The organism is Salinispora pacifica CNR114, from assembly GCF_000514775.1.
GTDB classification, from domain to species: domain Bacteria; phylum Actinomycetota; class Actinomycetes; order Mycobacteriales; family Micromonosporaceae; genus Micromonospora; species Micromonospora pacifica.
Genome location: NZ_AZWO01000005.1, coordinates 122,325 through 146,972 on the forward strand (window position 1 = coordinate 122,325; position 24,648 = coordinate 146,972).

The following is a 24,648-nucleotide window of genomic DNA, read 5'->3' on the forward strand; positions in this document are numbered from 1 at the left end:
AGCCGGGTCGGCCAGTGGGCGGCGGCAGGCAGTGGTCAGGCACGGCGGCGGTTAAGTTAGCACAGCTGTCACTACGTGTCGCACCGGTCAATCGCGTCGAGTAGCCGGGTGCGCAGCCGGGCGGCCCGTTCGGCGAAACCGCGCTGGGCGGCCGCGTACTCCACCCGTCCCGGTGGGGTCTCGACCGCAACCGGGGGGTAGCCCAGGGCAGCCAGGTCGTACGGCGAGGCGCGCATGTCGAGGGTGCGGATCTGCCCCGCCAACTCGAAGCACTCCGCCACCAGCTCGGACGGAACCAGCGGGGAGAGTTTGTACGCCCACTTGTAGAGATCCATGTTGGCGTGCAGGCATCCGGGCTGCTCCAGGTCGTGCTGGCTGTCCCGGGTCGGCTGGAGGAGGTTCAGCGGTCGGGCCGGCGCGGTGAAGAAGCGGTACGCGTCGAAGTGGCTGCACCGCACTCCCCGCTCCTCGACGACTGTGGCGACCTGCGCCGGGCTCATCCGCAGCGGCCAGGCGTTGTGCCGGATCTCGTCCTGGGTCTGCCGGTAGACCATCGCCCACTCGTGCATGCCGAAGCAGCCGAACTGTGCCGGTCGGCTGGCCGTGGCCGCCAACAAGGTCCGGATCCAGGTGATCGATTCGGCTCGTCGGGCGCGTACCGCCGGGGTGTCGAGGGTGGCGCCGGCGGCGCTGGAGCGGTAGTCCGGCCCGAAGTCGGCCGGGTCCGCGTCGCGCAGCACCACCCCCGCGCCGGGATGCCAGCGGCGGAGTCGGGCCGGCCGGTACGAGTAGTAGGTGAAGAGGAAGTCCTGCACCGGATGCTTCTCGCCCCGGTGGCGGCGGGCCAGGTGTGGGGCCAGCCATGCATCGATCCGCTCTTGGTGTGCCCGGCGTCGGGCCTGCCAGGTCGCCGATTCGAGCACGGTGCCGAGTGCGGGGAGGGCGGCTGTCACCTGCCCAGGGTACGGCCGTCCCCGCTGTGGGGTCCGGGTGTGTCTACCCGTGGTGCGGCCCCGCCGCCCGCTGCCGCTACCGGGCCAGGCTGCGCTACGAAGCCGGTTGCTGGGGCGGCGAGGGTTGCTGCCCCAGCGCGCCACGGATAGTATTTGGTCAAACGTCCAAGGCGATCGCCCAAGGAGGCCATCGTGGGTGAGACCAGCATCGAACGGGGTCGGAGCGCCCGAGCGCGCCTGTTGGCGGCCGCCCGGGAGCTGATCGGCGAGCTCGGTTGGAACGCCGTCAGTACCCGGACGCTCGCTGAGCGGGCCGGCGTCCGTTCCGGGCTGGTGCACTACCACTTCGACTCGTTGCAGGCACTGCTGCGCCATGCCGCCCTGGCTGAGGTCCAACGGATGCTCGACGGCACCAGCGCGCTCCTTGCCGAAGCCACGAGCCCGAGCGACGGCGTCGAGCGGATGTTGTTCGACCTCGACCAGTACAACGGTGCCGACCCGGCGTCACTGCTCTTCGTCGAGACCTACCTCGCCGCCACCCGTGACCACGAACTGCGCCGGGGGATGAGCGCACTGGTCGCCGACTTTCGGTGCGCGTTGACCGAAGCGCTCACCCGCTCCGGACACCCCAGACCGCAAGCCGCCGCGAGCATGGTGATGGCACTTTTCGACGGCTTCGTCCTGCACAAGGGCCTCGACCAGGGTCTGTCCGCGGAGCACATCGCCCCGTTACTGCGCCGCATCACCGACACCGAAGAGGTTCGAAACACCAACACCGAAGAGGATGGAGAACAGCGATGAAAGCCTTTATCTGCGGCGCCGGCATCGCCGGGCTGGCCCTCGCCCACCGCCTGCACCACCACGGTTGGGAGGTGCAGATCGTCGACCACGCTCCCGGGCCCCGCGAACAGGGGTACATGATTGACTTCTTCGGTCCGGGATACGAGGCGCTGACGGCGATGGGACTGCGGCCGAACCTGCGGAGGTTCGCCAGTTCGGTCGATTCCTTCCGCTACATCGACTCCCGGGGCCGGACGACTGTCCGCGTCGACTACACGTTCTTGGCCCGGGCGCTCGACGGCGAAGTCGCCAGCATAATGCGGCCTGCCCTCGAACGCATGCTCCGCGAGTCGCTCAACGACCAGGTTGAGATTCGCTATGGCGTCACGATCGACCGGATCCGCGGTGACCGGGCAGAGCTCTCCGACGGCACTACAGTCGAGGCGGACGTGATCGTGGGGGCAGACGGTATTCACTCCCACGTCCGCTCGCTCGTCTTCGGGCCCGAGCGCAACTACCTCCGTTACCTCGGCATGCATACCGCGGCGTACGTCTTCGAGGACCCCGTGGTGTTCGAGCGGGTTCGGGGTCAGTTCGTGCTTACCGAAACCCTCAACCGTCAACTGGGTCTCTACGGGCTCGCCGGTGGGCGGGTCGCGGTGTTCGCCCTGCACCGAAGGGATGACGCCGGCCTACCCGAGGACCCACGCGAGGTGCTGTGTCGTACCTACACCGGCATGGGTGACCTGGTGGAGCGAGCCGTGGCCAACTGCCCCCCGCCGGAGGCGGTCTACTACGACCAGGTCGCCCAGGTCGACGCCGCGCGCTGGACCGATGGGCGGGTCGCGTTGGTCGGTGACGCCGCGTACGCGGTGTCCCTGATCGCCGGGCAGGGCGCCTCACTGGGGATCGCCGGCGCCTACCTGCTGGCCGAACGGCTGCAAGCCGCCGGGTCGGTCCCAGAGGGACTGGCCGATTACGAGCGTCGCTGGAGGCCAGTCATCCGCGCCACGCAGCAGGCAGCCCGAGATCGGGTCACCGAGTGGTTCCTGCCGACGTCGTCAGTCAAGCTTCTGGCACGGCGCTGGGGATTCCGGGCGATGCGCGTGCCGGGCCTCGATCGGCTTTTGGTCGGCACCCTGTTCCCGAAGAACCACCGGAACATTGCCGAACTCGCGAGGTAGGAACTGCGGGTTCGGCGAAGTGCGGCGGTCATCGGTCCGGCGGGTGTCAACCTTCTATGCTCGGTCGGTGGTGCGGAACGAGGGGGGCGATGCGAAATGGTAGCGCCAGCAGACTACGTGGAGATAGTTCGGCAACGACTGGTGGCCGACGGGTGCGCGGTGACCGATGAGCGCCTCGGTGCTGACTCCGTGGTGGTCGGTTACCGGGCTCAGTTTCGGGCGTTGACCAGGATTCACTTCTTCACGGTCGTCACGAGTACGAATCGGGTTGTCGAGGAAGATCTACGGTCCTTTGTCAGCAACGTGGTAGGGCTGGGACTGGAACGAAAGGGCCGATGGCTCGGCGTGCAGTCGGGCATCATTGTGCTGCCGGTGCTCGTGACCGAGGCGGCGGATCCCGCCGCGACGGCGCTGACCCAGAAGGCGTACCGGCTGAAACGGGCCGGCTTTGCGGTCCTGACCCAGCCCGCCATCGTGGACGTCAGGGCGGGCAGGGTCTGGACCTTCCGCGGTACCCGGGTCTGGGGGTTGGTCTACAACTCGTTGATCAAAAAGAAGTACGAGGCGTACCTGCCGGAGCCGTCGGCGGCGGCCGACTGACCGAATGTCCTCCTCGACCCCGTGCGTGCGCGGCGTGCCCGCCACGAGGCGGACCGGGGCCGAGTCGACGAACTGATCATGGCAGGCACGGAACGCGCCCGGCGGGTGGTGCAGCCGAACGGTCCCGTGAACCCACGGCCACTGTCGGGTAGCGGGTCAGGGCACGTCCACCCGGACGCCGGCGGAGAACACCCCACTGCGTAGCTCGAGTCGGGTCGGTGGCTGCTGGCCGGGCACGCGGAAGACCAACGGGAGGACCATTCGGCTGCCGCCGGCCAGTGGCTTGGCGAACACGTCCCGGCCCTGGTTCACCCGGCGGGTCGCCGGCTCGTCGGTGTTGACGAAGTTACCGTCGGCGAGGTATGCCCGCTGGAGCTGACCGTGCCAGCTCTGCTGTTCCGGGGTGCGGTTGTGGACCCCGACGGTCGCGGCGCAGGTATGTGCCGCCGAGGCCCGCTGGCAGCTGATCCGGTAGACAGTGAACTCGAACGCCGTCTCGCGGAGCGGCTCTCCGATCGCCCCTGCGGCTGCGGTGCCGATCCAGGCGCCGCTGCTGGGATCGGAGTCGGTGTCGACGGCAGCGGCCTTCCGGGTGGCCGTCCAGGCCGCTGCGCCCCCGGTGCCGGCCAGTACCACCGCGGCGACCGGGATGAGCAGCCAGGTCGAGGGCCGGCGGCGGCGGGTCAGAGCGGTCGGTGCCGCCGGTCGCGGATAGACACTTCCGCGACCTTCCGGGTGCGGTGGCGGGACCTGCGTTGGGCGCCGCCGTCGCTGCCAGGTCCACCAGCCGCCGACGGCGAGCGCGGCGAGCCCACCGAGGCCGGTGAGCAGTGCAGCTGGCCGCTGCCACACCGGTGGTTCCGGCTCGGCCGCCGCGGGTGTTGACGGGGACTGCCAGGTCGCGGTCGCGCAGTCGTACGGGCGTTCGCCGCCGGCGGCGAAGGCGCAGGCGGGCGCGGTCAGGGGCGCACCCGGTGGCGCGGAGAGCTCGGTACGGAGCGTGGTGGTACTTCGGGCTGGCAGCCGCAGCTCCCAGGTGACCTCTGTTCCGGCCGAACCGCCGTGGTGGCTGGGTCGGCCGCCGTCGGTGATCGAGGTCGCCGAGGCGCCCGGTGGGAGCTCCTGCCGGACGGTGGTGGAGATCGGGCGGTTCCCGTCGTTGCGGACCTGGATCCGGTACCTCGGCGCGGCGGTGCTCTCCGGCGCGACCTGTACGGTGACCGGCGGCTTCGGTGGTGGGACCGCCGCCCGGGTTGGGCTCGGCAGCGCCGGCGGCGCGGATGGCCGGCCCGGCCCCGCGGAGGGCTCCGCGGATGGCTGGCCGGCCGGCGCCGTGGCTGCCGCGTGCGGGGCCGGCGGTCGGGCGGCCGGTGGCTGTGCGGCGGCCGGGCCGGGTAGCGCCGGCACGGCGGCGAGGATGCCGAGGCAGTAGACGAACACTGCGAGGGCCCTGTGGTGTCGTGTCGATGCAGGCATACGAACGAACCTCCGGAGCCGACGTTAGGGCGGTGTCACGCCGGGCGGTAGGAAGTGGCGAAGCCGGCCCCCGGCGGGTGGTGATGGCGTAGGGTGCGCGGCGCGCCACGCGGCATCCGACCTGCGGCTGTGCCCGTGCACCAGGCCGGGGATAGATTGTCCCGGTGCGTATCGCTCGTTTCGCTCATACCAAGGGAATGTCGTTCGGAGTCGTCGAGGGGGAGCCGGAGGCGGGTCCGCAGGGGCTGACCGTCGCTGAGGTCGAGGGGCATCCGTTCGGACGGATCGCCTTCTCCGGCGCCCGGTGGGCCCTCTCCGACGTCCGGCTGCTCTCGCCGATCCTGCCGAGCAAAGTTGTCTGCGTCGGCCGTAACTACGCCGAGCACGCGGCGGAGCACGGTGCCGAGGTGCCCCAGGAGCCGCTGCTCTTTCTCAAGCCGTCCACCTCGGTGATTGGGCCGCGGGACGCGATCCGGCTGCCGGCGCTGTCGAAGCAGGTCGAGCATGAGGCCGAGTTGGCCGTGGTGATCGGGGCTCCCGGTGCCCGGCGGGCCGATCGGGCCGCTGCTGCCCGCGCGGTCTTCGGCTACACCTGCGCCAACGATGTCACCGCGCGGGACCTGCAACGGGCGGACGGGCAGTGGACCCGGGCCAAGGGCTTCGACTCGTTCTGCCCGATCGGTCCCTGGATCACCACCGGCCTTGACGTCGCCGATCTGGAGATCCGGTGTGAGGTGGGTCGCGATCCGGAGGAGATGGAGGTTCGCCAACTGGGCCGGACCCGGGACATGGTCTTCGACGTGCCGGCCCTGGTGTCGTACGTCTCACATGTGATGACGCTGCTTCCCGGTGATGTGATCCTGACCGGCACGCCGGCCGGGGTTAGTCCGCTGGTGGACGGGGATACGGTCACCGTGCGGATCGAAGGGGTCGGTGAGCTGACGAACCCGGTGCTGCCGGCCAGCTGATCCGTGCGAGGTTTCTGCAGCTCAAGGACGTTCTGTCGGGGGCGATTTGGCCCTGCGGCGGGAGGAGGGTAATGTTTGTGCCCGGCGCTGCGAGGCGCCGATGGGGTATGGGGTAATTGGCAGCCCGACTGATTCTGGTTCAGTTAGTCTAGGTTCGAGTCCTGGTACCCCAGCGCTGTCTCGACTCGGTTGAGTCGGGATCGCTGGTTCCAGCGGAGGTTTGCCTCTGGTGGATTGCTTCCCACCCGCTGGGTGGGAAGCATTAGGTTCTGGCCCCGTCGTCTAGCGGCCCAGGACGCCGCCCTCTCAAGGCGGTAGCGCCGGTTCGAATCCGGTCGGGGCTACAGAGGTGGTGTGAGCCCGTCCCGTTGTCGGGGCGGGCTTTCCCTCTTCCCAGACCGGGTTAACCGATCGCCCTCGGACCGGGTTCGCCCCTGCACCCGGGCCGGGTTCGCTCCCGGTATCCCGAACGGGTTCGTCCCGCACCGGCGGTGTTGCCCGGCGTGGGTGAGCACCGTCCCGGCCGGGACGGCTGCCCCCGGGCATGGGTGGTCCTGCCCCCGGCGGTGGGGCGTCCGGCCGGTGCCGGTAGACTATCCTCGTGCCGCTCAGCCGGGCGGTCATTCGGGAAATTTCCTGGCCCCGTCGTCTAGCGGCCCAGGACGCCGCCCTCTCAAGGCGGTAGCGCCGGTTCGAATCCGGTCGGGGCTACACATTGCCACCAGGCCCGTCTCGCGATGCGAGACGGGCCTGGTGGCTTCGGTCACCGGGTCGGCGGGCTACAGGCCGGAGAGCCGCTGGCCGGCTCGGACGACCGCCATCGCGTGGCGTTCACCGGGCCGGCGGCCGAGCCGTTCGATGGGGCCGCTGACGCTGACCGCGGCGATGACTCGTCCGGTGCGATCCCGGATCGGCGCGGAGACGCTCGCCACTCCCGCTTCCCGTTCCGCCACGCTCTGCGCCCAACCGCGGCGCCGAACCTCGGCGAGCGCTCGACCGGTGAACTTCGAGCGGGGCAGGAGCGGCATGACCGCCTCCGGTGGCTCCCAGGCCAGCAGGATCTGCGCCGCGGAGCCGGCGGTCATGGGTAGCACCGAGCCGATCGGCACGGTGTCCCGCAGGCCGCTGGCCCGCTCGGCGGCGGCTACGCAGACCCGCTCGTCGGCCCGGCGTAGGTAGAGCTGCGCGCTCTCCCCGGTGGCGTCCCGGAGCGCGCTGAGCAGGGGCTCGGCCGCGGTCAGCAGCACGTCGGGTGCGGCGTTGGCCAGTTCACCCAGGCGGGGACCGGGGCGCCACCGTCCCTGGGTGTCGCGTACCAACATTCGGTGGATCTCCAATGCCTGCGCCAACCGGTGTGCGGTTGCCCGGGGCAGCTTCGTGCGTTCAACGAGTTCGGCCAGGCTGGCGCCGTCCACGCAGGCAGCCAGGATGACCACCGCCTTGTCGAGAACGCCGACACCGCTCATACTGTGTCCCACAAGCCGAAACATACCTCCCAGAATTTAGGATGTCCAGATGGTGGGAGTCACTCCAGAGCCGAGGACCCTGGCCGAGAAGGTCTGGGCCTCGCACGTCGTCCGATCCGCCGAGGGCGAGCCCGACCTGCTCTTCATCGACCTGCACCTGCTCCACGAGGTGACCAGCCCACAAGCCTTCGACGGGCTGCGCCTCGCCGGTCGCCGGATCCGCCGTCCCGACCTGACGATCGCGACCGAGGATCACAACACCCCCACCGGGTACGCGGACCCGTCGTACCAACTCCGCCGCGGCGACCTGTTGACAATCACCGATCCCACCTCTCGGACGCAGATCGAGACGCTGCGTCGCAACTGCGCCGAGTTCGGGGTGCGGCTGCATCCGTTGGGCGATCGGAACCAGGGAATCGTCCACGTCATCGGCCCGCAGTTGGGCCTGACCCAACCCGGGATGACGATCGTCTGCGGTGACTCGCACACCGCCACCCACGGGGCCTTCGGTGCGCTGGCCTTCGGAATCGGCACCAGTGAGGTCGAGCACGTGCTCGCCACCCAGACGCTGCCGCAGGCCCGACCGAAGACGATGGCGGTGAACGTCGTCGGTGACCTCGCACCGGGTGTTACCGCGAAAGACCTGGTGCTCGCCCTGATCGCCCAGGTCGGTACGGGTGGTGGCCGTGGGCATGTGGTGGAGTATCGAGGCGAGGCGATCCGGAAGCTGTCCATGGAGGGGCGGATGACCGTCGCCAACATGTCCATCGAGTGGGGCGCCAAGGCGGGGCTGATCGCCCCGGACGAGACGACGTTCGACTACCTCCGGGGACGGCCCAACGCTCCGTCCGGCGCCGACTGGGAGGCGGCGGTCGCGTACTGGCGGACGCTACCCACCGACGCGGGTGCGACGTTCGACTCCGAGGTGACCCTGGACGCGAGCCGGGTCACGCCGTTTGTGACCTGGGGCACCAACCCGGGGCAGGGCGCGTCGCTGGACGCGCGGGTGCCGAATCCGGAGGAGTTCGCCACCGAGCCGGAGCGGGCCGCCGCCCGTCGGGCGCTGGAGTACATGGACCTCGCCGTGGGCACCCCGCTGCGGGATCTCACCGTTGACGTGGTCTTCGTCGGCTCCTGCACCAATGGCCGGATTGAGGACCTGCGGGTGGCTGCCGACGTGTTGCGCGGGCGCCGGGTGGCCCCGGGCGTGCGGATGCTCGTCGTGCCGGGCTCCGCCGCGGTGCGGGAGAGCGCCGAGGCGGAGGGGCTGGACAAGGTCTTCGCCGAAGCCGGTGCTGAGTGGCGTTTCGCGGGCTGCTCGATGTGTCTGGGGATGAACCCGGACACGCTCCGGTCGGGCCAGCGCGCCGCCTCGACCTCGAACCGTAACTTCGAGGGCCGCCAGGGCCGGGGTGGGCGCACCCACCTGGTCTCCCCGCCGGTCGCCGCGGCCACCGCGGTGGCGGGCCGGCTGGCTGCCCCCGCCGATCTGTAGCAAGGGACACCGCTGATGGAGAAGTTCACCATCCACACCGGCACCGCCGTGCCACTACGTCATTCGAATGTGGATACCGACCAGATCATTCCGGCCGTGCACCTGAAGCGAGTAACGCGAACGGGTTTCGCGGACGCCTTGTTCAGTGCCTGGCGGGAGGATCAGGCGTTCGTCCTCAATAATGAATCATTTTCTGGCGCCTCGATTCTTGTTGCTGGTCCCGAGTTTGGCACCGGCTCGTCCCGAGAGCATGCCGTCTGGGCCTTGCGGGACTGGGGGTTCCGGGTCGTGCTGGCCCCGCGCTTCGGTGACATCTTCCGGGGCAACGCACTCAAGGGCGGGCTACTGCCGGTTGAGTTGGAACTGGAAGTGGTCGAAGAGATCTGGGATCGCGTCGAGGCCGATCCCAGCATGCCGATCACCGTCGACCTCACCGCCCGCCAGGTCCAGGTCGCGGATGCGACCTGGGCGTTCCCGCTGGACGACTTCAGCCGCTGGCGGCTGATGGAGGGCATGGACGACATTGGACTCACGCTTCGGCATGAACCCCTGATCGGTGCCTTCGAGGCGTCTCGGCAGCCGTTCCTACCCACCATCACATAGCCGCCTGCCCCGCCCCGCGAGGGAAAGTCGCCCCCACCGGCGTCGCTGGTGGGGGCGAATCTGTTGCGACACAAGGGTCTTTTTCTGTCGAATGTTTGTGTAGCGCCAGCACAGGGCATAACGTGCGCGCAGAATGGCTCGCGTCGAGTCAGTTGCACAATCGGGAGGAAGTCGTGAACAAGGCCGAGCTTATCGAGACGCTCGCCGTTCGCCTGGGGGACCGGAAGACGGCGACGGCCGCGCTCGACGCGGTCCTCACTGAGGTCCAGGCGGCGGTTACCAAGGGTGAAAAGGTATCGATCACCGGCTTCGGAGCGTTCGAGAAGCGTGTCCGGGGCGCCCGAACAGCGCGCAATCCACGGACCGGCGAGGCGGTGAAGGTCAAGAAGACCTCCGTCCCGACGTTCCGCCCGGGTACCGGGTTCAAGGAGATGGTGGCCAGCGGCAAGGTGCCGAAGGCCACGGCGGCGAAGAAGACCACCGCCGCCAAGGCGACCGGGGCCAGGAGCACCGGCGCCGCGGCCAAGAAGACCACCGCGGCGAAGGCGACGAAGACCACCGCCGCCAAGAAGACGACTGCCGCGAAGGCCACCGCGGCGAAGAAGACCGCCGCGGCCAAGGCCACTCCGGCGAAGAAGACCGCGGCGGCCAAGGCCACCCCGGCGAAGAAGACCGCGGCGAAGAAGACCGCCGCGGCCAAGGCCACCCCGGCGAAGCGCGCCACCGCGACGAGGGCCACCGTGGCGCGGAAGTCCGCGACGAAGAAGGCGGCGCCCGCCACGAAGTCCACGGCGGCTCGGAAGAGCGCGGCGGCCACGAAGGCCACCGCGCGGAAGGCGCCGGCGAAGCGGGCGACCACCCGCTGAGCCGACACCGTCGGGGGCGTCCACCAGCACGGTGGGCGCCCCCGATGCGTTACAAGGGGTCGGTGGCGATGAGAGTCGTGCCGGCAAAGGCGAGCAGCCAACCACCTGCATGCGCGGCGGTGAAGTCCACGCAGCGGCCGGAGAGGCGCTCCAGCGCCCCGGAAATCATCGGGCGCTGGCTACACACCACCGCCGACGTACCGGCGGCGCCGAAGGCGGCCAGGCGGGCGGCAGCGGCCAACGCGCACTCGTCCTGGCTCTGGCCCGCCCGCGGCTCGTCCAGCTCTTCGGCCACCTCAACGGGCAGGTCGAGCAGGTCCGCCACCGGGCTGAGAGTCTGGACGCAGCGCCGGGCCGACGCGGCGAGCAGTCGTACCGGTGCAACCACGGCCACCAGCGGCGCCAGCCGTCGGGCCTGGGCCCAGCCGGCAACGGAGAGCGGCCGGCCGCCCTGGGAGCCGGCCCAACTGCTCCGCCCAACCGCGTGCGCGGGCCGCACCAACATGACTGTCGCGGTGACCGGTGGCAGGGCTGCGAACGCGCGGACCACCGCCGCGTCGTGCGGGTAACTGACCAACCGCACCGCTTGGTCCACCGCGAGCCAGCGCACCTCGTCAACCTCGTCGTCGGCCGGAAGGCCACCGGCCGCGACCGCCCGCATCGACCAGTAGTCGACCACCTTCGGCCGGCCCTGGCTGCGGTAGCGCACCCTCGGCAGCCGGGCCTGCGGCACTGCCCGTGCGCCGGTCTCCTCGGCGACCTCCCGGAGGGCGGCTTGGAGCGGGTGCTCGCCCGGCCCGAGCTTTCCCTTCGGCAGGGACCAGTCGGCGTAGCGGGGGCGGTGCACCAGGCAGACCTCGACACCGCCCCGGACCGGCCGCCAGAGGAGTCCGCCGGCCGCTCGGATCCCGCTCGCCATCTGGCTAGCGTACGGCCGTGCCGCCAACTCGGCGTAACAGCAGGTCCTGCAGGTGCGCCCGGGGGGCGTCCCCGCTGCCCACGCGCCGGTGCCAGCTGCCCTCCGCGTCCAGCTCGAACGCCTCCACGTCGGGGCTGAACGCGGCGGTCAGCACGTGATCCAGCTCGGCTCGGGCTACCGGGTCGGTGACCCGGACCAGTGCTTCGACCCGCCGGTCCAGGTTGCGGTGCATCAGATCGGCCGAGCCCATCCAGAACTCGGCGTCGCCGTCGTTGCCGAACCGGAAGATCCGCGAATGCTCCAGGAACCGGCCGAGCACCGATCGGACCCGGATGTTCTCCGACAGGCCCGGAACCCCGGGGCGGAGCGTGCACATACCCCGAATCAGCAGGTCCACGTGGACGCCGGCCTGGGAGGCCCGGTAGAGCGCGTCGGTGATCTCCTCGTCAACCAGCGAGTTCACCTTGAACTGGACCAGCCCCGACAGGCCGAGCCGAACGTTGGCGACCTCCCGTTCGATCCGTTCGATCAGGCCGCTACGGATTCCCTGCGGCGCCACCAGCAGCTGCCGGTACGTCGTCTGCCGGCTGTAGCCGGTCAGCACGTTGAACAGGTCGGTCAGGTCGGCGCCGACCTCCGGGTCGGCGGTGAGTAAACCGAAGTCCTCGTAGAGCCGGGCGGTTTTGGGATGGTAGTTGCCGGTGCCGATATGGCAGTAGCGGCGGATCTGGTTGCCCTCCTGCCGGACCACCAGCGCTGTCTTGCAGTGCGTCTTGAGGCCCACCAGGCCGTAGACGACGTGGCATCCGGCGCGCTCGAGCGTGCGTGCCCAGCCGATGTTGGCGATCTCGTCGAAACGGGCCTTCAACTCGACCAGCACCACCACCTGCTTGCCGGCCTCCGCCGCGTCCACCAGGGCGTCCACGATGGGGGAGTCACCGCTGGTGCGGTAGAGGGTCTGCTTGATGGCCAGCACGTTCGGATCAGCGGCGGCCTGCTCGATGAAGCGCTGCACGCTGGTGGCGAAGGAGCGGTACGGGTGGTGTACCAGCACGTCCCCATCGCGCAGGGTGGCGAAGACACTGCGTGGTACCTCGCCCTCGGCGAGCCGTGGGTGGGTGGCCGGCACGAACGGCGGATCCTTCAGGTCCGGCCGATCCGCCTCGCCGTAGAGCTGCCACAGCGCCGACAGGTCGAGCAGACCGTTGACCCGCTGGACATCCTGGATATCCATGTCCAGTTCACGGATGAGGAGCTCCAGCATGTGTTCGGAGATCGAGGCGGCCACCTCCAGGCGTACCGAAGGGCCGAATCGACGCCGGGCGAGCTCCCGTTCGAGGGCCTGCAACAGGTCCTCGTCCCGGTCCTCGTCAACCTCCACCTCGGCGTTGCGGGTCACCCGGAACAGGTGGCACTCCACCACCTGCATGCCGGAGAAGAGCTGGCCCAGGTGCACCGAAATCAGATCCTCGACCGGCAGCACCTGGACGCCCGGCTGGTCGCGATGGACGCGGACGAACCGGGGTACGTTGTTGGGCACCTTGACCCGCGCGAACAGCTCCGGTCCGCCGTCCGGGGCGCAGACGGAGACCGCCAGGTTGAGGGAACGCCCGGAGATGTACGGGAACGGGTGGGCCGGGTCAACCGCGAGCGGGGTGAGTACGGGAAAGATGTGCTCACCGAAGTAGGTGTACAACCGGGTCTGCTCGGCGTCGGTCAGGTCCGCCCAGCGGAGGATGCGCAGGCCGGTGGCGGCCAGCTTCGGCAGGAGGTCATCGACGAAGCAGGCAGCCTGCCGGGAAACCAGGGTGGCGGTCTTCTCCGCGATCAGCTCGAGCTGGGTGCGCAGCGGCATCCGGTCGCCACCGCGGACCGGTAGCCCCGCGGAGAGCCGTCGCTTCAGCCCGGCGACCCGCACCATGTAGAACTCGTCGAGGTTGCTGGCGAAGATGGCGAGAAACTTCGCCCGTTCCAGCAGCGGGGTGCGCGGGTCCTCGGCGAGCGCGAGGACCCGCGCATTGAAGTCCAGCCAGGAGAGCTCGCGGTTGAGGAACCGGTCGTCCGGCAGCGGTTGCGCGGCGGGCGGTTCGGCGGGCAGCGCCGGCTGGTCCGGCACCGGGTCGAGTGCCTCTGCCAGGCCGGCTGCGTCGTCGGCCGGTTCGGCGTCTGTCGGTTTGGCTGGCTCGATGTCCGTCGGCTCGGTCGGTGCGGCGCTGGTCGGCTCGGCCGGGTGGTCGGCGGTGTCGGTGCCCCGGGCGGACAGGAAGCGGCCGTTGGCCCCGCGCGGGCGGGAGCCGTTGTGGGATGGAACCGCCGGTCGGCCGGCGACGGAGTCAGCGTGGTGCTCGCCAGGGGTGCTCACCCGCCCATCTTGACCTGAGCCCGGTTAACGCCAAATGAACTTGGCCGGGTTGCTCAGCTCATCGTCGGCAACGTCACGCGAATCACGGTTCCCGCCCCGTCGGTCTCCACCCGCAACCGTTGGCCGAGGCGGAGCAGCCGCAGGCCGGAGGCGTCGAAGGCCGGAGCCGGAAACGCCAGCTCGGTGCCGTCGTCGAGGAGGAGCACGCCGCTGCGGGTCGTCGCGTCATAGGTGGCCACCGTGCCCTGCATGACCGGCAGGCTACACCGGCCGACCGACGGTGGGGGCGGCCGTGCCACACAGCGACGCGGTGCGCGCCCCCAGCCCGAGCCGGGTGGCCGCGGCCAGGTCGGCGGCGGTGTCGACATCCCGTCGCAGGCTCGGCCCGGCGCCGAGCAGGGGAAGTGCACCACTGGCCGCATGCGCGGCCGCGGAGCCGCCCCCGAAGCGGGGGTCCAGCGGCACGCCGGGCGGCGCGGCCAGCAGCACGGTGCCGGTGCCGGGGGCGTCGGGTACGTACCGGCGGGCCGTGGGGCCGGACCGCGCCGCCGACAGGGCGGCCGCCAACTCGACCGGGCGTAGCGCGGGCAGGTCCGCGGTGAGGCCCGCGACCCAGCCGGCCCCGGCGACTGCCGCGCCGTGGCGGAAGGCGGGGTTGAGCCCGCCGGTGGGGTGGTCGGGCACCACCCGGGCGCCGGCCGCCCCGGCCGCCGCCGTCACCGCCGGATCGTCTGTCACCACCAACACCCCGGCAACCACCGGACAGGCCCGTACCGCCTCGATCGTGTCGACCGCCAACGCCAGCGCCAACGCCTCGTGGGGCTGGCCTGGCAGCGCGCCGCGGAGCCGGCTCTTCGCCGCGTCCAGCCGCTTCACCGGCACCACCACGGTCCACACCTGGGTCACCCCGCCATCCTGCCAGCCCGGTGCCGGTACCCTCACTGGCCGGACCCGGGGCGAGCAGGCATGATTTCACCTCGCGGGCGTTGAACCGGGTGGGGCGTACCGGCGGGCCGGACGGTGGCGGTAGAAGGAGGCGTGGGTGGCGCGGCGCAGGATCGGGTTCTGGCCACGGTTCGCTGTGGTGCTGGTCAAATCCGTGATGACGATCTGGACGCGGCGGAGTTGGCGCGGCATGGAACACCTGGGTCGCTCCGGCGGGATGATCCTCGTGCCGAACCACATCTCGCACGCCGATCCGCTGGTCGCCGCGCACTTCATCTACGACTCCGGACGTTGGCCGCGGTTCCTCGGCAAGGCCAGCTTGTTTCGAATTCCGCTGGTCGGCCTGATCCTGCGCCGCTGCTGGCAGATCCCGGTCGAGCGCGGCACCACGGCCGCGGTGCAGTCGCTGGACCGCCTGGTCGAGGTGGTGAACAGCGGCGGTGCGGTGGTGATCTACCCGGAGGGGACCACGACCCGGGAACCCGAGCTGTGGCCGATGAAGGCCAAGACCGGAGCGGCGCGGCTCGCCCTGGCCACCGGCGCCCCGGTCATTCCGGTGGCGATGTGGGGGCCCGAGCGGATGTTCGATCCCCGGACCGCCCGGCTGAACCCGCGTCCCCGAATTCCGGTGACCGTCGTCGCCGGGCCCCCGGTCGACCTGGACCGGTGGGCCGGCGTCCCTCCGACGAAGGCGGTGCTTGAGGAGATGACCGAGGTCATCATGCTGCGTCTGCGCGATCTGCTGGCCGAGGTCCGGCAGGCCGACCCGCCGGCGCTCTGGGAACGCCCCCACCGCCCCGAACGCCCGGGAGCGGCGGCATGAGCGGGCACGTCGCCGTGTTGGGGGCCGGGTCCTGGGGGACAGCCTTCGCCAAGATCCTCGGTGACGCGGGCCGGGAGGTCACCCTCTGGGCCCGGCGACAGTCGGTCGTGGCGGCCCTGCGGGCCGAGCGGAGTAACCCGGAGTACCTGCCGGGTCTGGTCCTGCCGGAGCGGGTGACGGCCACCGGTGACGCCGGGGCGGCGATCACGGGCGCTGAGCTGGTGGTGCTGGCGGTCCCGTCGCAGACACTGCGCGGCAACCTCGCCGAGTGGCTCCCGTACCTGCACCGCGACGCCACGCTGGTCTCCCTGATGAAGGGGATCGAACTCGGCACCACCAAGCGGATGAGCGAGGTGGTCATGGAGACTGCCCGCGTCCCCGCCGACCGGGTGGTCGTGGTCTCCGGGCCGAACCTGGCGCCCGAGATCGCCGCCGAGCAGCCCGCCGCCACCGTCGTCGCCTGCCCCGACGTTGACCGGGCCACCCTCGTGCAGCGGTCGATCACCACCCCGTACTTCCGCCCGTACACCAACGACGACGTGATCGGCTGCGAGTTGGGGGGCGCGGTCAAGAACGTCATCGCTCTCGCGTACGGGATCGCCACCGCGATGGGCTTCGGCCACAACACCAGGGCGATGCTGGTCACCCGCGGGCTGGCCGAGACCGCCCGGCTCGGGGTAGCGCTCGGCGCCGACCCGCTGACCTTCGCCGGCCTCGCCGGTATGGGCGATCTGGTCGCGTCCTGCTCCTCCCCGTCAGCTCGCAACCGCACCTTCGGCGAGCACCTCGGCCGGGGGGCGACCCTGGAGGAGGCCCGGATCGCCACCCGGCAGACCGCCGAGGGGGTCAAGAGCGCGCTGGCCATCCGGGATCTGGCCCGAGCACACCAGATCGAGATGCCGATCACCGAGCAGGTCGAGCTGGTCTGCCACGAGGGCGGGGACCCACGACGTGCGGTCGCGGCGCTGATGAGCCGTACGACGAAGCCGGAGTGAGGCGATGCCAGGCGACCGCGACGGAACCCGCTGTGTCCGTGCTGGGCTGCCGGAGCCGGTACCCGGGGATCCGTTCCTGCCCGGTCCGGTCTTTGCCGCGCCGTACCACCTCGATCCGGCGGCCGGTCCGGCGGGCACGCCGAACGGCTACGGTCGGACGGACAATCCGACCCGGCGGCGGCTGGAGGCGGCGATCGGTGAGCTGGAGGGGGCCGACTGTCGGGTCTTCGCCAGCGGCCAGGCGGCGATCACCGGGCTGCTGCTGAGTGCGTTGCGTCCCGGCGACACGGTGCTGCTCCCTGCCGACGGCTACTTTCCGGTGCGGGCGTTCGCCACCGAGACCCTGGCCGGCATCGGGGTACGGGTACTCCTCGCGCCGACCGCCGGGCCGTATCCGGAGCTCACCGGCGTACGTCTGGTGTTGGTGGAGTCCCCGGCCAACCCGGGCCTGGACGTCGTGGACCTGCCCGCGTTGGCGGCGCGGGCGCGGGCGGCGGGGGCCCTGTTGGTGGTGGACAACACCACCGCGACCCCGCTCGGGCTGCGTCCGTTGGAACTCGGCGCCGACCTGGTGGTGGCCTCGGGCACGAAGGCGCTCACCGGCCACTCGGACCTGCTGCTCGGGTATGTCGGCACCCGGTCAGCCGAGCTACTCGCGGCGGTGACCCGGTGGCGGGACCAGACCGGCGCGGTCCCGGGCGCCTTCGACGCCTGGCTGGCACACCGATCCCTGGCCACCCTCGACCTGCGGCTGGCCCGGCAGACCGCGAACGCGGCGGCCCTCGCCGGGTTGTTGGCTGAGCAACCGGGGGTGACCGGGCTGCGCTGGCCGGGCCGACCGGAGGACCCGGCCTACCCGGTCGCCGTGGCGCAGCTGCGCCGGATGCCGGGGGTGCTCTCGTTTGATCTCGGCGACGCCGACCGGGTCGCGCGCTTCGTCGCCGCGGCTCGGCTGGTGGCGGCGGCCACCTCGTTCGGCGGGCTGCACACCACGGCTGACCGGCGGGCCCAATGGGGGGACGACACCCCACCCGGCTTCGTCCGGCTCTCCTGCGGTGTCGAGGACACCGCCGACCTGGTTGCCGACGTGGCCGCAGCGCTGCGGGTCGTCAACTGCTGACCGCCGCCGGTTCCCCATGGCGGGTCACCGGCGTGGGAACTAGCCTCACGTCATCGTCTCCGGAGCGGGAGGGCAGACGTGGGCAGCGCGGCAACGCCGGTGGTCGTTGGTTTGGACAACGGCGGCACCAGCAACAACGCCACCGTTCTGACGGTGGATGGACGCTTCCTTGTGGACGGGTTGCTGGAGAGCCCGAGCGAGGTCCAGGCCGGTCCGCAGGCGGCGATCGAGGCTCTCGCGGGCGCCTTTGCCGGGGCATTGGCGTCGGCCGGGGTAGCTCGGGATCTGGTCCGGGCGGTGGGGCTGGACACCCCCGGACCGGCCAGCGCCGTCGGGGTGATCTCCTCGCGTGGTTCGACCAACTTCTCCCAGCCACAGTGGCGGGGTTACGACGTGCGGGGTGCACTTGAGCGGCGGCTCGGCCTGCCGGTGGTGTATCTCAACGACGGCAACGCCGCCGCCCTGTACGCGCACCACTCGTACTTTGGCGCGGATGCGGCGCGTCGCTCCTCGGCCTCCGTGGTGGTCGGTACCGGGCTCGGTGGTGGGCTGGTCGACGGCGGGCGGGTGATCGCCGGTGCGGCCGGCATGGCGGGTGAGTTGGGGCACGTACCGCTACCGCTGACCGGCCTGCTTGGCCCCGGTCAGCCGGATCCGGTCTGCGGCTGTGGGTTCGTCGGGGACGCGGAGAGCGTCGCGTCGCTGACCGGGATCGCCCGTAACCTGCTGCCGTACTGGCTGACCCGATTCCCCGGGCATCCGCTGACCGCGCAGCCGCTGGCGCGGGCCGCGAAGCTGGTCCGTGGGCTTGGCGAGCGGGGCGACCCACTGGCCCGGGAGATCTTCACCCAGCAGGCGAAGGCGATCGGCCGGCTGTTCACCCTCGTGGCGAATCTGGCTGACCCGCACGCCTACTTCGTCGGCGGGGGCGTGGTGGAGGCGGCCCCGGAGTTTCGCGACTGGTTCCTCGCCACTGTCCGCGAGCACACCGTGCTGCGGAAGGAGCAGGCGGCGGTGGCGACATTTGCGCTGGTGCCGGAGCGGGACATGGCCGGGGCCCGGGGGGTGGCCCTCGCGGCGCTGCGGGGGTGGTCGGCGCCGGGGCGATGACGGGTGCCCGGGCTTGACTACCGGTGGTCGGGCGACGGTGGGACCAGTACCGCCGCCCGACCGGTCATCGGCGTGGTGGCGCGGCGGTGAAGGTCGTCCAGGCTGCGGGGGTGAAGAGCAGCGCCGGGCCGGTGCGGTCCTTCGAGTCGCGCACGCCCACCACCTGCGGCAGCGTCGCGATCTCGACGCACGCCCCCTCGTCTCCGCTGTGGCTGCTGGTGCGCCAGTGGGCCCGGGTCAGCTCCGGGCCGAACGTCGGGGTCATCGTCCTACCGTCCCTCCATGAGGTGCCGAAGCTGGTCCCGGCTGTCTGCCGGGCTGAGGGCCACGCTCCGTAGGTGCTCCATGATTTTGGTGCAGGTGCGGAGGTCGCCGGGGCGGTCGAGGACCATCTGGCCGGCGACTGTCTCCACCGAGGCGATGACGGGGTCTTCGGGGTCCGCGAACTCCAGGATGTGTAGTGAGCCGCGGGTGCCACGGTGGTAGCCGGCGGCCAGTGGGATCACCTGGACGGTGACGTTGGGCAACTCGCTTGCCTTCAGCAGGTGGCCCAGTTGCGCCGCCATCACCGTCCGGTCGCCGACCGGTCGGAGTAGGGCGCCTTCGTCGATGATGGCGTCGAGGATCGGCGGGTGCGGTGCGGTGAGTCGCTGCTGCCGGTCGAGCCGAAGCTGGACCCGCTGCTCGACCTCGTCATCGATCAGGGTGTGTGGGCCGCCCCGCATCACGCCGCGGATGTAGTCGGCGGTCTGGAGCAGGCCGGGCACCACGGAGGGCTCGAAGTTGGCGATTCCGGTGGCCTCGGCCTCCAGCGCGATGAAGTCGATGGTGCGCCGGTCGAGAAGGTACGAGTAGGAGACCCACCAACCGGGCTTGCGTGCGTCCTTGGCGAGTTGTGCCGCTGCCGCGATCTCGTCTGGCGCGACACCGTAGAGGGTGAGGAGCGCGCGGACGACCGCCGGGCTCACCAGCGTCTGCGCGTTCTCGTAGCGGGACAGGGTGCTGCGGGTGCTGCTGATTTCGTCCGCTGCGGACTCCAGGGTGAGGCCGGCGGCCTCCCGGTGCGTGCGCAGAGCGATGCCCAGCCGGCGGGCACGGGCGGTTTTCGGGGCCATGTATCGATCCTTGCACATATTTGGGAGGTGGTAAATGAGAGAACGCGGGTGAGAGTTGCATTCACGGCTGTCGCAGTGTCACTCTGTTATCAGGTCCTCGCTGGCGGTTGTCGTGGCGACGGTGGTGGCGAGCGACTCGGAGGGATGAGGCGCGCGGTGGTCGGGTTCCCTCCCCCGGACCCGATTGCCGCGTGCTGCCCCGATGGCTCGCCGTCCGGAGGGACTCGACATGCGAACTGCCCGGCTGCCCCGACAGGGCCGCGACGCCACCGAGTCCGGCCAGGTGGCGCTGACCCGATTCCTGGTGGTGCTCACCGATGTGCGCTCCCAGGACCGCGACCGGGACGAGCGGGCCAGCCCGGAGCGGCGGCGGCAGGTGGTGGGCGCGAGTAGCCGTGAGGCGGCCGAGCGCATCGCGGGAGCGTTCATGGCGCTGGGCATGGTGCGGGCGGGTCGGCAGCGGGTCAAGCTGATCGCGACCGGCCGGCGGCGCACTGGGGGGTAGTCGACGCCCCCGGGCTTCCGGAAACAACCGGACCGTCTCCTTCCTGCCCGACTAAACCTATACATCCCAAAATTCGGTTACCCACCGTATTGTGGGGTCGCCTTGTTACCAAGCCCTCGCGCTCTCAACGGGGTATCGCCCGCCGACGTTCACCACGCACAGTAAGGTCACCAAGGTGAGCGCCCCGGCAGATGCGGCGAGCCGACGGAGAGGTGAGGGCCAGTGACCACCCCAGGCAAGACCCGCGTGGCGGTCGTGTTCGGCGGGCGTAGCCCGGAGCACGGCATTTCCTGTCTCAGCGCCGGCAGCGTGCTGGCGGCGCTTGACCCCGACGAATACGAGGTCGTGCCGGTAGGGATCAGCCGCGCCGGCCAGTGGGTGTTGACCGGAGGCGATCCGGGTCAGTTTGAGATCAGTGCCCGGCAGTTGCCGGAGATCACCGCCGAGAGCGGGGACGCCGTCATGCTGAACGCCGACCCGAGTAGCCAGGGGCTGCTGGTACTCGACGCGACCGCGGGCCCCCGGGCCCTCGCCGACGTGGACGTGGTGTTTCCGGTCCTGCATGGAGCGTACGGGGAGGACGGCACTATCCAGGGGATGCTGGAGATGGCCGGCCTCCCGTACGTCGGGGCGAACGTCTTCGCCTCCGCCGCCGCCATGGACAAGGAGTTCACCAAGAAGCTCTGCGCCGCTGAGGGGATTCCGGTCGGCCCGTACGCGGTGCTGCGCAGCGGCATGACCCTGACCGAGCGGGACAAGCAGCGCCTCGGCCTGCCGGTCTTCGTCAAGCCCTCCCGGGCCGGCTCATCCTTCGGGATCACCAAGATCAGCGACTGGGCGGAGTTGGACGACGCGGTCGCCACCGCCCGGAAGATCGATTCCAAGGTCCTCGTCGAGGGTGCTGTCGTTGGCCGTGAGGTCGAATGTGGCGTGTTGGAGGGCGAGGCCGGCGGGACGCCGGAAGCCTCCGTGCTCGCCGAGATCCGGGTGGTCGGGGAGCAAGACTTCTACGACTTCGAGGCGAAGTACATCGACGCTGATCTCGCCTCGGAGTACGACATCCCCGCCGACCTACCGGAGCGGGTCACCCGTCAGGTCCAGGAGTACGCGGTCCGCGCCTTCACCGCGCTCGACTGCGCCGGGCTGGCTCGGGCTGACTTCTTCATCACCCCCGAGCTGGATGTCTACCTCAACGAGGTCAACACGATGCCCGGCTTCACTCCGTCGTCGATGTTCCCGCGGATGTGGGCGGCCGCCGGCCTGGAGTACCCGAAGCTGATCAACCGCCTCGTCCGGACCGCCCTGCACCGTGGGACCGGGCTGCGCTGAGTCGCCTCGCCGCCGCCCGTTGGCGGCCGGTCCGGCAGGTCCGGTCGCGGCGGCGGCCCGGTGACGGGGTCTACGCGGGGCGGCAGCCCGTCGGGGCGTCGGCAACGGAGGGGACCGTAGCGATGATCGTCTCCGAGATGGGGGAGACCCACTGGAGCGGCTGGTCGTAATCGTCGGGCACCCGGACCGTGACCGTCGTCTCCCGGTCGACGGTGCTCAGCACGGTGCTGCCCGCCGCCTCGCTGCCGTACCAGCAGACCCGGTTGACCAACCAGAGCTTGTCGGTGTCGGCGACGGTCGGCGCTGCGCCGCCGCAGGCCACGGTGAGGGCTGGGTCACCGTACGCGGCGTTCTGCTCGGGGCCGGCGGTGACCGGACGCTGCGGCAACTCCCGGATCGCCGGCGGAAGCTGGGAGAGCAGGGCCCGGCAGACGGTGGCGGGGCGCTCGGCCAGAGCCGGAGCGGCCATCTCCACCGGGGTGGTTGCGAGCGGCGCGGGAGCCGTCGCCGACGCACTCGGCTCGGATTCCGGCTGATCCGGGGCGAACTGGTTGAACGCCAGGACGCCGGCCAGCACGGTGGCCGGGAGCGCGACCGCCGTCGCGATCAGGGCCGCGCCGCGGTTGGAGCGGTCCCGGCCGCCCTCCGGAGACCCGTCGGTGGCCGCCGGGCGGGCGGCGGTGTCGTCTCCGAGGGCGGGCGCGGCGTCGGGGGCGGTGGTGGTTTCGGATGAGTCGGGCAGCTTGCTCACTTAGAGACGCACCACCGAACAGGTGAGGGTGCGGGTGATTCCAGGCACCATCTGCACCTTGCTGACGATGAGGTCGCCGAGTTCGTCCACGGTCGGCGCTTCGCAGAGCAGCACCACGTCGTAGGGCCCGGTGACGGCGTCGACGCGGACAACGCCGGTAATCTTCGCGATCTGACCGGCCACGTCACGCGCCTGGCCGACCTCTGTCTGGATGAGTATGTACGCCTGTACCACGTTCGACCTCCCTCCGTCGCCGCCGGATGCGCGGCCTGAAGGGAGAAAATACCCTACCGACCAGGCCGAATTCCGATCGGCGGAGAAGGAGAAGCGGTGAGCGAACGCGGCAACGGCGTTTCGGGGCTGGGTGAGTTCGGTCTGATCGACCGGGTCACCGCTCGGTTGTCCTACGGACCAACCGTCCTGCTCGGCCCCGGGGACGACGCGGCGGTGGTGGCCGCCGCGGACGCCCGGGTCGTCGCCTGCACCGATGTGCTGGTCGAGGGGCGGCATTTCCGCCGGGACTGGTCCGCGGCGCAGGACATCGGCCACCGGGCAGCCGCGGCGAACCTCGCCGACATCGCGGCGATGGGTGCGCGATCGACCGCCCTGCTGGTCGCCCTCTGCATGCCACCGGAGCTGCCGCCCGGGTGGGCGGAGGAGTTGGCCGACGGCCTGGCCGCGGAGGCCACCATCGTGGGGGCCAGCGTGGTGGGCGGGGACATATCGGCGAGTCCCACCCTGACCATCGCGGTGACCGCACTCGGTGATCTCGGCGGCCGGGCACCGGTGACCCGGGCCGGGGCCCAGCCCGGTGACGTCCTGGCGCTCGCCGGTCGGACCGGGTACGCGGCAGCCGGCCTCACCGTCCTGTCCCGCGGCTTCCGGACCCCGCGGCTGCTGGTCGAGGCGTACCGACGACCCGAGGTGCCGTACCCGGCCGGACCGGCCGCGGCCGCCGCCGGGGCGACCGCGATGATCGATGTTTCGGATGGGCTCCTCGCCGACCTGGGGCATGTGGCCCAGGCGAGCGGGGTGGCGGTGGACGTGCGGCGGGACGCCTTCGCGGTGCCCCGGCAGATGCGCGATGCGGCCCAGGCGCTCGGCGTCGATCCGTACACCTGGCTGTTGACCGGCGGGGACGATCACGCCCTCGCGGCGACCTTCCCCCCGACGGCGGTGTTGCCGGCGGGTTGGCAGCCGATCGGCGCGGTCACCGCTGGCGCCGGGGTGACCGTCGACCAGCGGCAGTGGGAGGGCTCCGCCGGCTGGGACCACTTCCGGTAGGCGCACCGGACGGTCGTACCCTGCACTGGTGCAGAACCTGCAGATCTACCTCACCCGATTCGACTCGCCGACGGCACAGCGGCTGATCAAGGCCGCCCTCGCCGACCTGGGCGTGCGATACGGCGGCAGCGGCGACGAGACCCCGGTGGACGCGGCCGAGTTCGAGCCGCCCGCCGGGACCTTCCTCGTCGCCGAGCTCGATGGCGAGTCCGTGGCCTGTGGCGGCTGGCGTAGCCACGACGGGTCGGTCGAGACAGCCGAGCTGAAGCGGATGTACGTGACACCGCACGTCCGGGGGCGGGGCGTGGCCCGAGTCATGCTGGCGGCGGTGGAACAGTCCGCGCGTGAGCAGGGCCGGCAGCGGATCGTCCTGGAGTGCGGCGACCGGCAACCCGAGGCGCTCGCGCTGTACCGTTCATCCGGCTACGCGCGGATCCCGAACTTTGGCTTCTACAAGGATGCCCCGGGCTGCGTCTCGTTCGGCCGGGCCCTCTGAATCCGCGCTCCGCTCGGCGGCCGCCCCCAGGCTCCGCTCAGCGGACGACCGGCCCCGCTCGGCGGGCATGCCGCCCCAGGCTCCGCTCAGCCGGTGCGCGGGGCCCAACAACGCGAAACCGGCGGACCCGTCAGGGTCCGCCGGCGCGTCTGGCTGGGCTACCGCGTCAGGCGCGGGTGACCTTGCCGGCCTTGATGCAGGACGTGCAGGCCTTCAGCTTCTTGGTGGTGCCACCACCGGCCGGGGTACGCACGGACTGGATGTTCGGGTTCCAGCGGCGGTTGGTCCGCCGGTGCGAGTGGGACACGTTGTGGCCGAAGCCCGGCCCCTTACCACAGACGTCGCACACGCTAGCCACGGGATACTCCTGGGATTGATCCGTTCATGAGGTCGTCACCAGGCGCTGCCCGGGCAACCCGGTCAGGTTACCCGATGCCTGCTCGCGATGCCCAACCCCCCTCCGTTCCGCCCCGGCCCTGGGCAGACCGCCCCGGCCTGGGCGG

General features: G+C 71.0%; 27 protein-coding genes and 3 tRNA genes. 18 read left to right on the forward strand and 12 right to left on the reverse strand.

Annotated elements, in window-relative coordinates:
• Positions 1-71 precede the first annotated feature (71 nt).
• Positions 72-953, reverse strand: a complete 882-nt coding sequence (locus tag B118_RS0104050; RefSeq protein ID WP_028192404.1) for a hypothetical protein — start codon at positions 951-953, stop codon at positions 72-74.
• A gap of 192 nt (positions 954-1,145) precedes the next feature.
• Between B118_RS0104050 and B118_RS0104055 the strand changes: the two genes are divergently transcribed.
• The 3 genes from B118_RS0104055 (at position 1,146) to B118_RS0104065 (ending at position 3,517) form a co-directional block, all read left to right on the forward strand.
• Positions 1,146-1,754: a TetR/AcrR family transcriptional regulator gene (locus B118_RS0104055; RefSeq protein WP_028192405.1), complete on the forward strand. Its 609-nt coding sequence runs from the start codon at positions 1,146-1,148 to the stop codon at positions 1,752-1,754.
• Positions 1,751-2,917, forward strand: coding sequence for an FAD-dependent monooxygenase (locus B118_RS0104060; RefSeq protein WP_018220773.1), 1,167 nt, complete (start codon positions 1,751-1,753; stop codon positions 2,915-2,917). The genes B118_RS0104055 and B118_RS0104060 overlap by 4 nt, the downstream gene beginning before the upstream one ends.
• 96 nt (positions 2,918-3,013) lie before the next feature.
• Positions 3,014-3,517 carry a hypothetical protein gene (locus B118_RS0104065; RefSeq protein WP_018220772.1) on the forward strand — a complete coding sequence of 168 codons (504 nt, stop codon included), beginning with the start codon at positions 3,014-3,016 and terminating at the stop codon, positions 3,515-3,517.
• 156 nt (positions 3,518-3,673) lie between these two features.
• Here the strand turns inward: B118_RS0104065 and B118_RS0104070 are convergent, their stop codons facing one another.
• On the reverse strand, positions 3,674-4,993 hold the full coding sequence (locus tag B118_RS0104070; RefSeq protein WP_028192406.1) for a hypothetical protein: 1,320 nt from the start codon (positions 4,991-4,993) through the stop codon (positions 3,674-3,676).
• Between the two features lie 164 nt (positions 4,994-5,157).
• Between B118_RS0104070 and B118_RS0104075 the strand changes: the two genes are divergently transcribed.
• The 4 genes from B118_RS0104075 to B118_RS0104090 all read left to right on the forward strand — a co-directional run bounded on the left by B118_RS0104075 (position 5,158) and on the right by B118_RS0104090 (position 6,672).
• A complete protein-coding gene (locus B118_RS0104075; RefSeq protein WP_080635139.1) occupies positions 5,158-5,961 on the forward strand; it encodes a fumarylacetoacetate hydrolase family protein in 804 nt (267 codons plus the stop codon).
• A 101-nt stretch (positions 5,962-6,062) separates the two neighbouring features.
• Positions 6,063-6,134, forward strand: a tRNA-Gln gene (locus tag B118_RS0104080).
• 98 nt (positions 6,135-6,232) lie between these two features.
• A tRNA-Glu gene (locus tag B118_RS0104085) sits at positions 6,233-6,305 on the forward strand.
• A gap of 294 nt (positions 6,306-6,599) precedes the next feature.
• Positions 6,600-6,672, forward strand: a tRNA-Glu gene (locus B118_RS0104090).
• Positions 6,673-6,740: 68 nt separating this feature from the next.
• Here B118_RS0104090 and B118_RS0104095 read toward each other — a convergent pair.
• Positions 6,741-7,427: an IclR family transcriptional regulator gene (locus B118_RS0104095; protein ID WP_018220769.1), complete on the reverse strand. Its 687-nt coding sequence runs from the start codon at positions 7,425-7,427 to the stop codon at positions 6,741-6,743.
• Positions 7,428-7,476: 49 nt separating this feature from the next.
• Here B118_RS0104095 and leuC point away from each other — a divergent pair, with 49 nt between their 5' ends.
• The 3 genes from leuC to B118_RS29850 all read left to right on the forward strand — a co-directional run bounded on the left by leuC (position 7,477) and on the right by B118_RS29850 (position 10,391).
• Positions 7,477-8,922, forward strand: a complete 1,446-nt coding sequence (leuC, locus tag B118_RS0104100; protein WP_028192407.1) for a 3-isopropylmalate dehydratase large subunit — start codon at positions 7,477-7,479, stop codon at positions 8,920-8,922.
• Positions 8,923-8,937: 15 nt separating this feature from the next.
• Entirely contained in the window at positions 8,938-9,525 is a 588-nt protein-coding gene (leuD, locus tag B118_RS0104105) for a 3-isopropylmalate dehydratase small subunit (RefSeq protein ID WP_018220767.1), read from the forward strand.
• A 173-nt stretch (positions 9,526-9,698) separates the two neighbouring features.
• Positions 9,699-10,391, forward strand: a complete 693-nt coding sequence (locus tag B118_RS29850; RefSeq protein WP_026270558.1) for an HU family DNA-binding protein — start codon at positions 9,699-9,701, stop codon at positions 10,389-10,391.
• A 49-nt stretch (positions 10,392-10,440) separates the two neighbouring features.
• On the opposite strand, the gene B118_RS0104115 is transcribed toward B118_RS29850, so the two are convergent.
• From B118_RS0104115 to cofC, 4 genes are read right to left on the reverse strand one after another with little or no spacing between them, the layout of a single operon-like run.
• Entirely contained in the window at positions 10,441-11,310 is an 870-nt protein-coding gene (locus B118_RS0104115) for an NUDIX hydrolase (RefSeq protein ID WP_018810693.1), read from the reverse strand.
• 4 nt (positions 11,311-11,314) lie between these two features.
• Positions 11,315-13,672, reverse strand: a complete 2,358-nt coding sequence (locus tag B118_RS0104120; protein ID WP_027657659.1) for an RNA degradosome polyphosphate kinase — start codon at positions 13,670-13,672, stop codon at positions 11,315-11,317.
• Positions 13,673-13,725: 53 nt separating this feature from the next.
• Entirely contained in the window at positions 13,726-13,923 is a 198-nt protein-coding gene (locus B118_RS31540; RefSeq protein ID WP_018740399.1) for a hypothetical protein, read from the reverse strand.
• 10 nt (positions 13,924-13,933) lie between these two features.
• Positions 13,934-14,578 (reverse strand): 2-phospho-L-lactate guanylyltransferase, encoded by a 645-nt coding sequence (cofC, locus tag B118_RS0104130; RefSeq protein ID WP_018810695.1) that lies wholly within the window; start codon positions 14,576-14,578, stop codon positions 13,934-13,936.
• Positions 14,579-14,714: 136 nt separating this feature from the next.
• Between cofC and B118_RS0104135 the strand changes: the two genes are divergently transcribed.
• From B118_RS0104135 to B118_RS0104150, 4 genes are all read left to right on the forward strand, one after another.
• On the forward strand, positions 14,715-15,440 hold the full coding sequence (locus tag B118_RS0104135; protein WP_028184465.1) for a lysophospholipid acyltransferase family protein: 726 nt from the start codon (positions 14,715-14,717) through the stop codon (positions 15,438-15,440).
• On the forward strand, positions 15,437-16,435 hold the full coding sequence (locus B118_RS0104140; RefSeq protein WP_018826363.1) for an NAD(P)H-dependent glycerol-3-phosphate dehydrogenase: 999 nt from the start codon (positions 15,437-15,439) through the stop codon (positions 16,433-16,435). Before B118_RS0104135 ends, B118_RS0104140 begins: the two co-directional genes overlap by 4 nt.
• A gap of 4 nt (positions 16,436-16,439) precedes the next feature.
• Entirely contained in the window at positions 16,440-17,555 is a 1,116-nt protein-coding gene (locus tag B118_RS0104145; protein ID WP_028192409.1) for a cystathionine gamma-lyase, read from the forward strand.
• A gap of 78 nt (positions 17,556-17,633) precedes the next feature.
• On the forward strand, positions 17,634-18,665 hold the full coding sequence (locus B118_RS0104150) for an ROK family protein (protein ID WP_018220759.1): 1,032 nt from the start codon (positions 17,634-17,636) through the stop codon (positions 18,663-18,665).
• A gap of 64 nt (positions 18,666-18,729) precedes the next feature.
• On the opposite strand, the gene B118_RS0104155 is transcribed toward B118_RS0104150, so the two are convergent.
• Together B118_RS0104155 and B118_RS0104160 are read right to left on the reverse strand one after the other, a co-directional pair.
• Positions 18,730-18,930 (reverse strand): DUF397 domain-containing protein, encoded by a 201-nt coding sequence (locus tag B118_RS0104155; RefSeq protein WP_018220758.1) that lies wholly within the window; start codon positions 18,928-18,930, stop codon positions 18,730-18,732.
• A 4-nt stretch (positions 18,931-18,934) separates the two neighbouring features.
• A complete protein-coding gene (locus tag B118_RS0104160) occupies positions 18,935-19,780 on the reverse strand; it encodes a helix-turn-helix domain-containing protein (RefSeq protein ID WP_028192410.1) in 846 nt (281 codons plus the stop codon).
• A 229-nt stretch (positions 19,781-20,009) separates the two neighbouring features.
• Here B118_RS0104160 and B118_RS0104165 point away from each other — a divergent pair, with 229 nt between their 5' ends.
• Positions 20,010-20,285: a hypothetical protein gene (locus tag B118_RS0104165; protein ID WP_018220756.1), complete on the forward strand. Its 276-nt coding sequence runs from the start codon at positions 20,010-20,012 to the stop codon at positions 20,283-20,285.
• Positions 20,286-20,507: 222 nt separating this feature from the next.
• Entirely contained in the window at positions 20,508-21,614 is a 1,107-nt protein-coding gene (locus tag B118_RS0104170) for a D-alanine--D-alanine ligase family protein (protein ID WP_018810697.1), read from the forward strand.
• Positions 21,615-21,684: 70 nt separating this feature from the next.
• Here the strand turns inward: B118_RS0104170 and B118_RS0104175 are convergent, their stop codons facing one another.
• On the reverse strand, positions 21,685-22,365 hold the full coding sequence (locus tag B118_RS0104175; RefSeq protein ID WP_028192411.1) for a DUF3515 family protein: 681 nt from the start codon (positions 22,363-22,365) through the stop codon (positions 21,685-21,687).
• Positions 22,366-22,599, reverse strand: coding sequence for an Lrp/AsnC ligand binding domain-containing protein (locus tag B118_RS0104180; protein WP_018218919.1), 234 nt, complete (start codon positions 22,597-22,599; stop codon positions 22,366-22,368).
• Between the two features lie 96 nt (positions 22,600-22,695).
• On the opposite strand from B118_RS0104180, the gene B118_RS0104185 reads away from it, so the two are divergent.
• Both B118_RS0104185 and B118_RS0104190 read left to right on the forward strand, forming a co-directional pair.
• Positions 22,696-23,649, forward strand: a complete 954-nt coding sequence (locus tag B118_RS0104185) for a thiamine-phosphate kinase (protein WP_018220753.1) — start codon at positions 22,696-22,698, stop codon at positions 23,647-23,649.
• 28 nt (positions 23,650-23,677) lie between these two features.
• Positions 23,678-24,145, forward strand: coding sequence for a GNAT family N-acetyltransferase (locus tag B118_RS0104190; protein WP_028192412.1), 468 nt, complete (start codon positions 23,678-23,680; stop codon positions 24,143-24,145).
• A 166-nt stretch (positions 24,146-24,311) separates the two neighbouring features.
• On the opposite strand, the gene rpmB is transcribed toward B118_RS0104190, so the two are convergent.
• A complete protein-coding gene (gene rpmB, locus B118_RS0104195; RefSeq protein ID WP_026185040.1) occupies positions 24,312-24,503 on the reverse strand; it encodes a 50S ribosomal protein L28 in 192 nt (63 codons plus the stop codon).
• Positions 24,504-24,648: the final 145 nt, after the last annotated feature.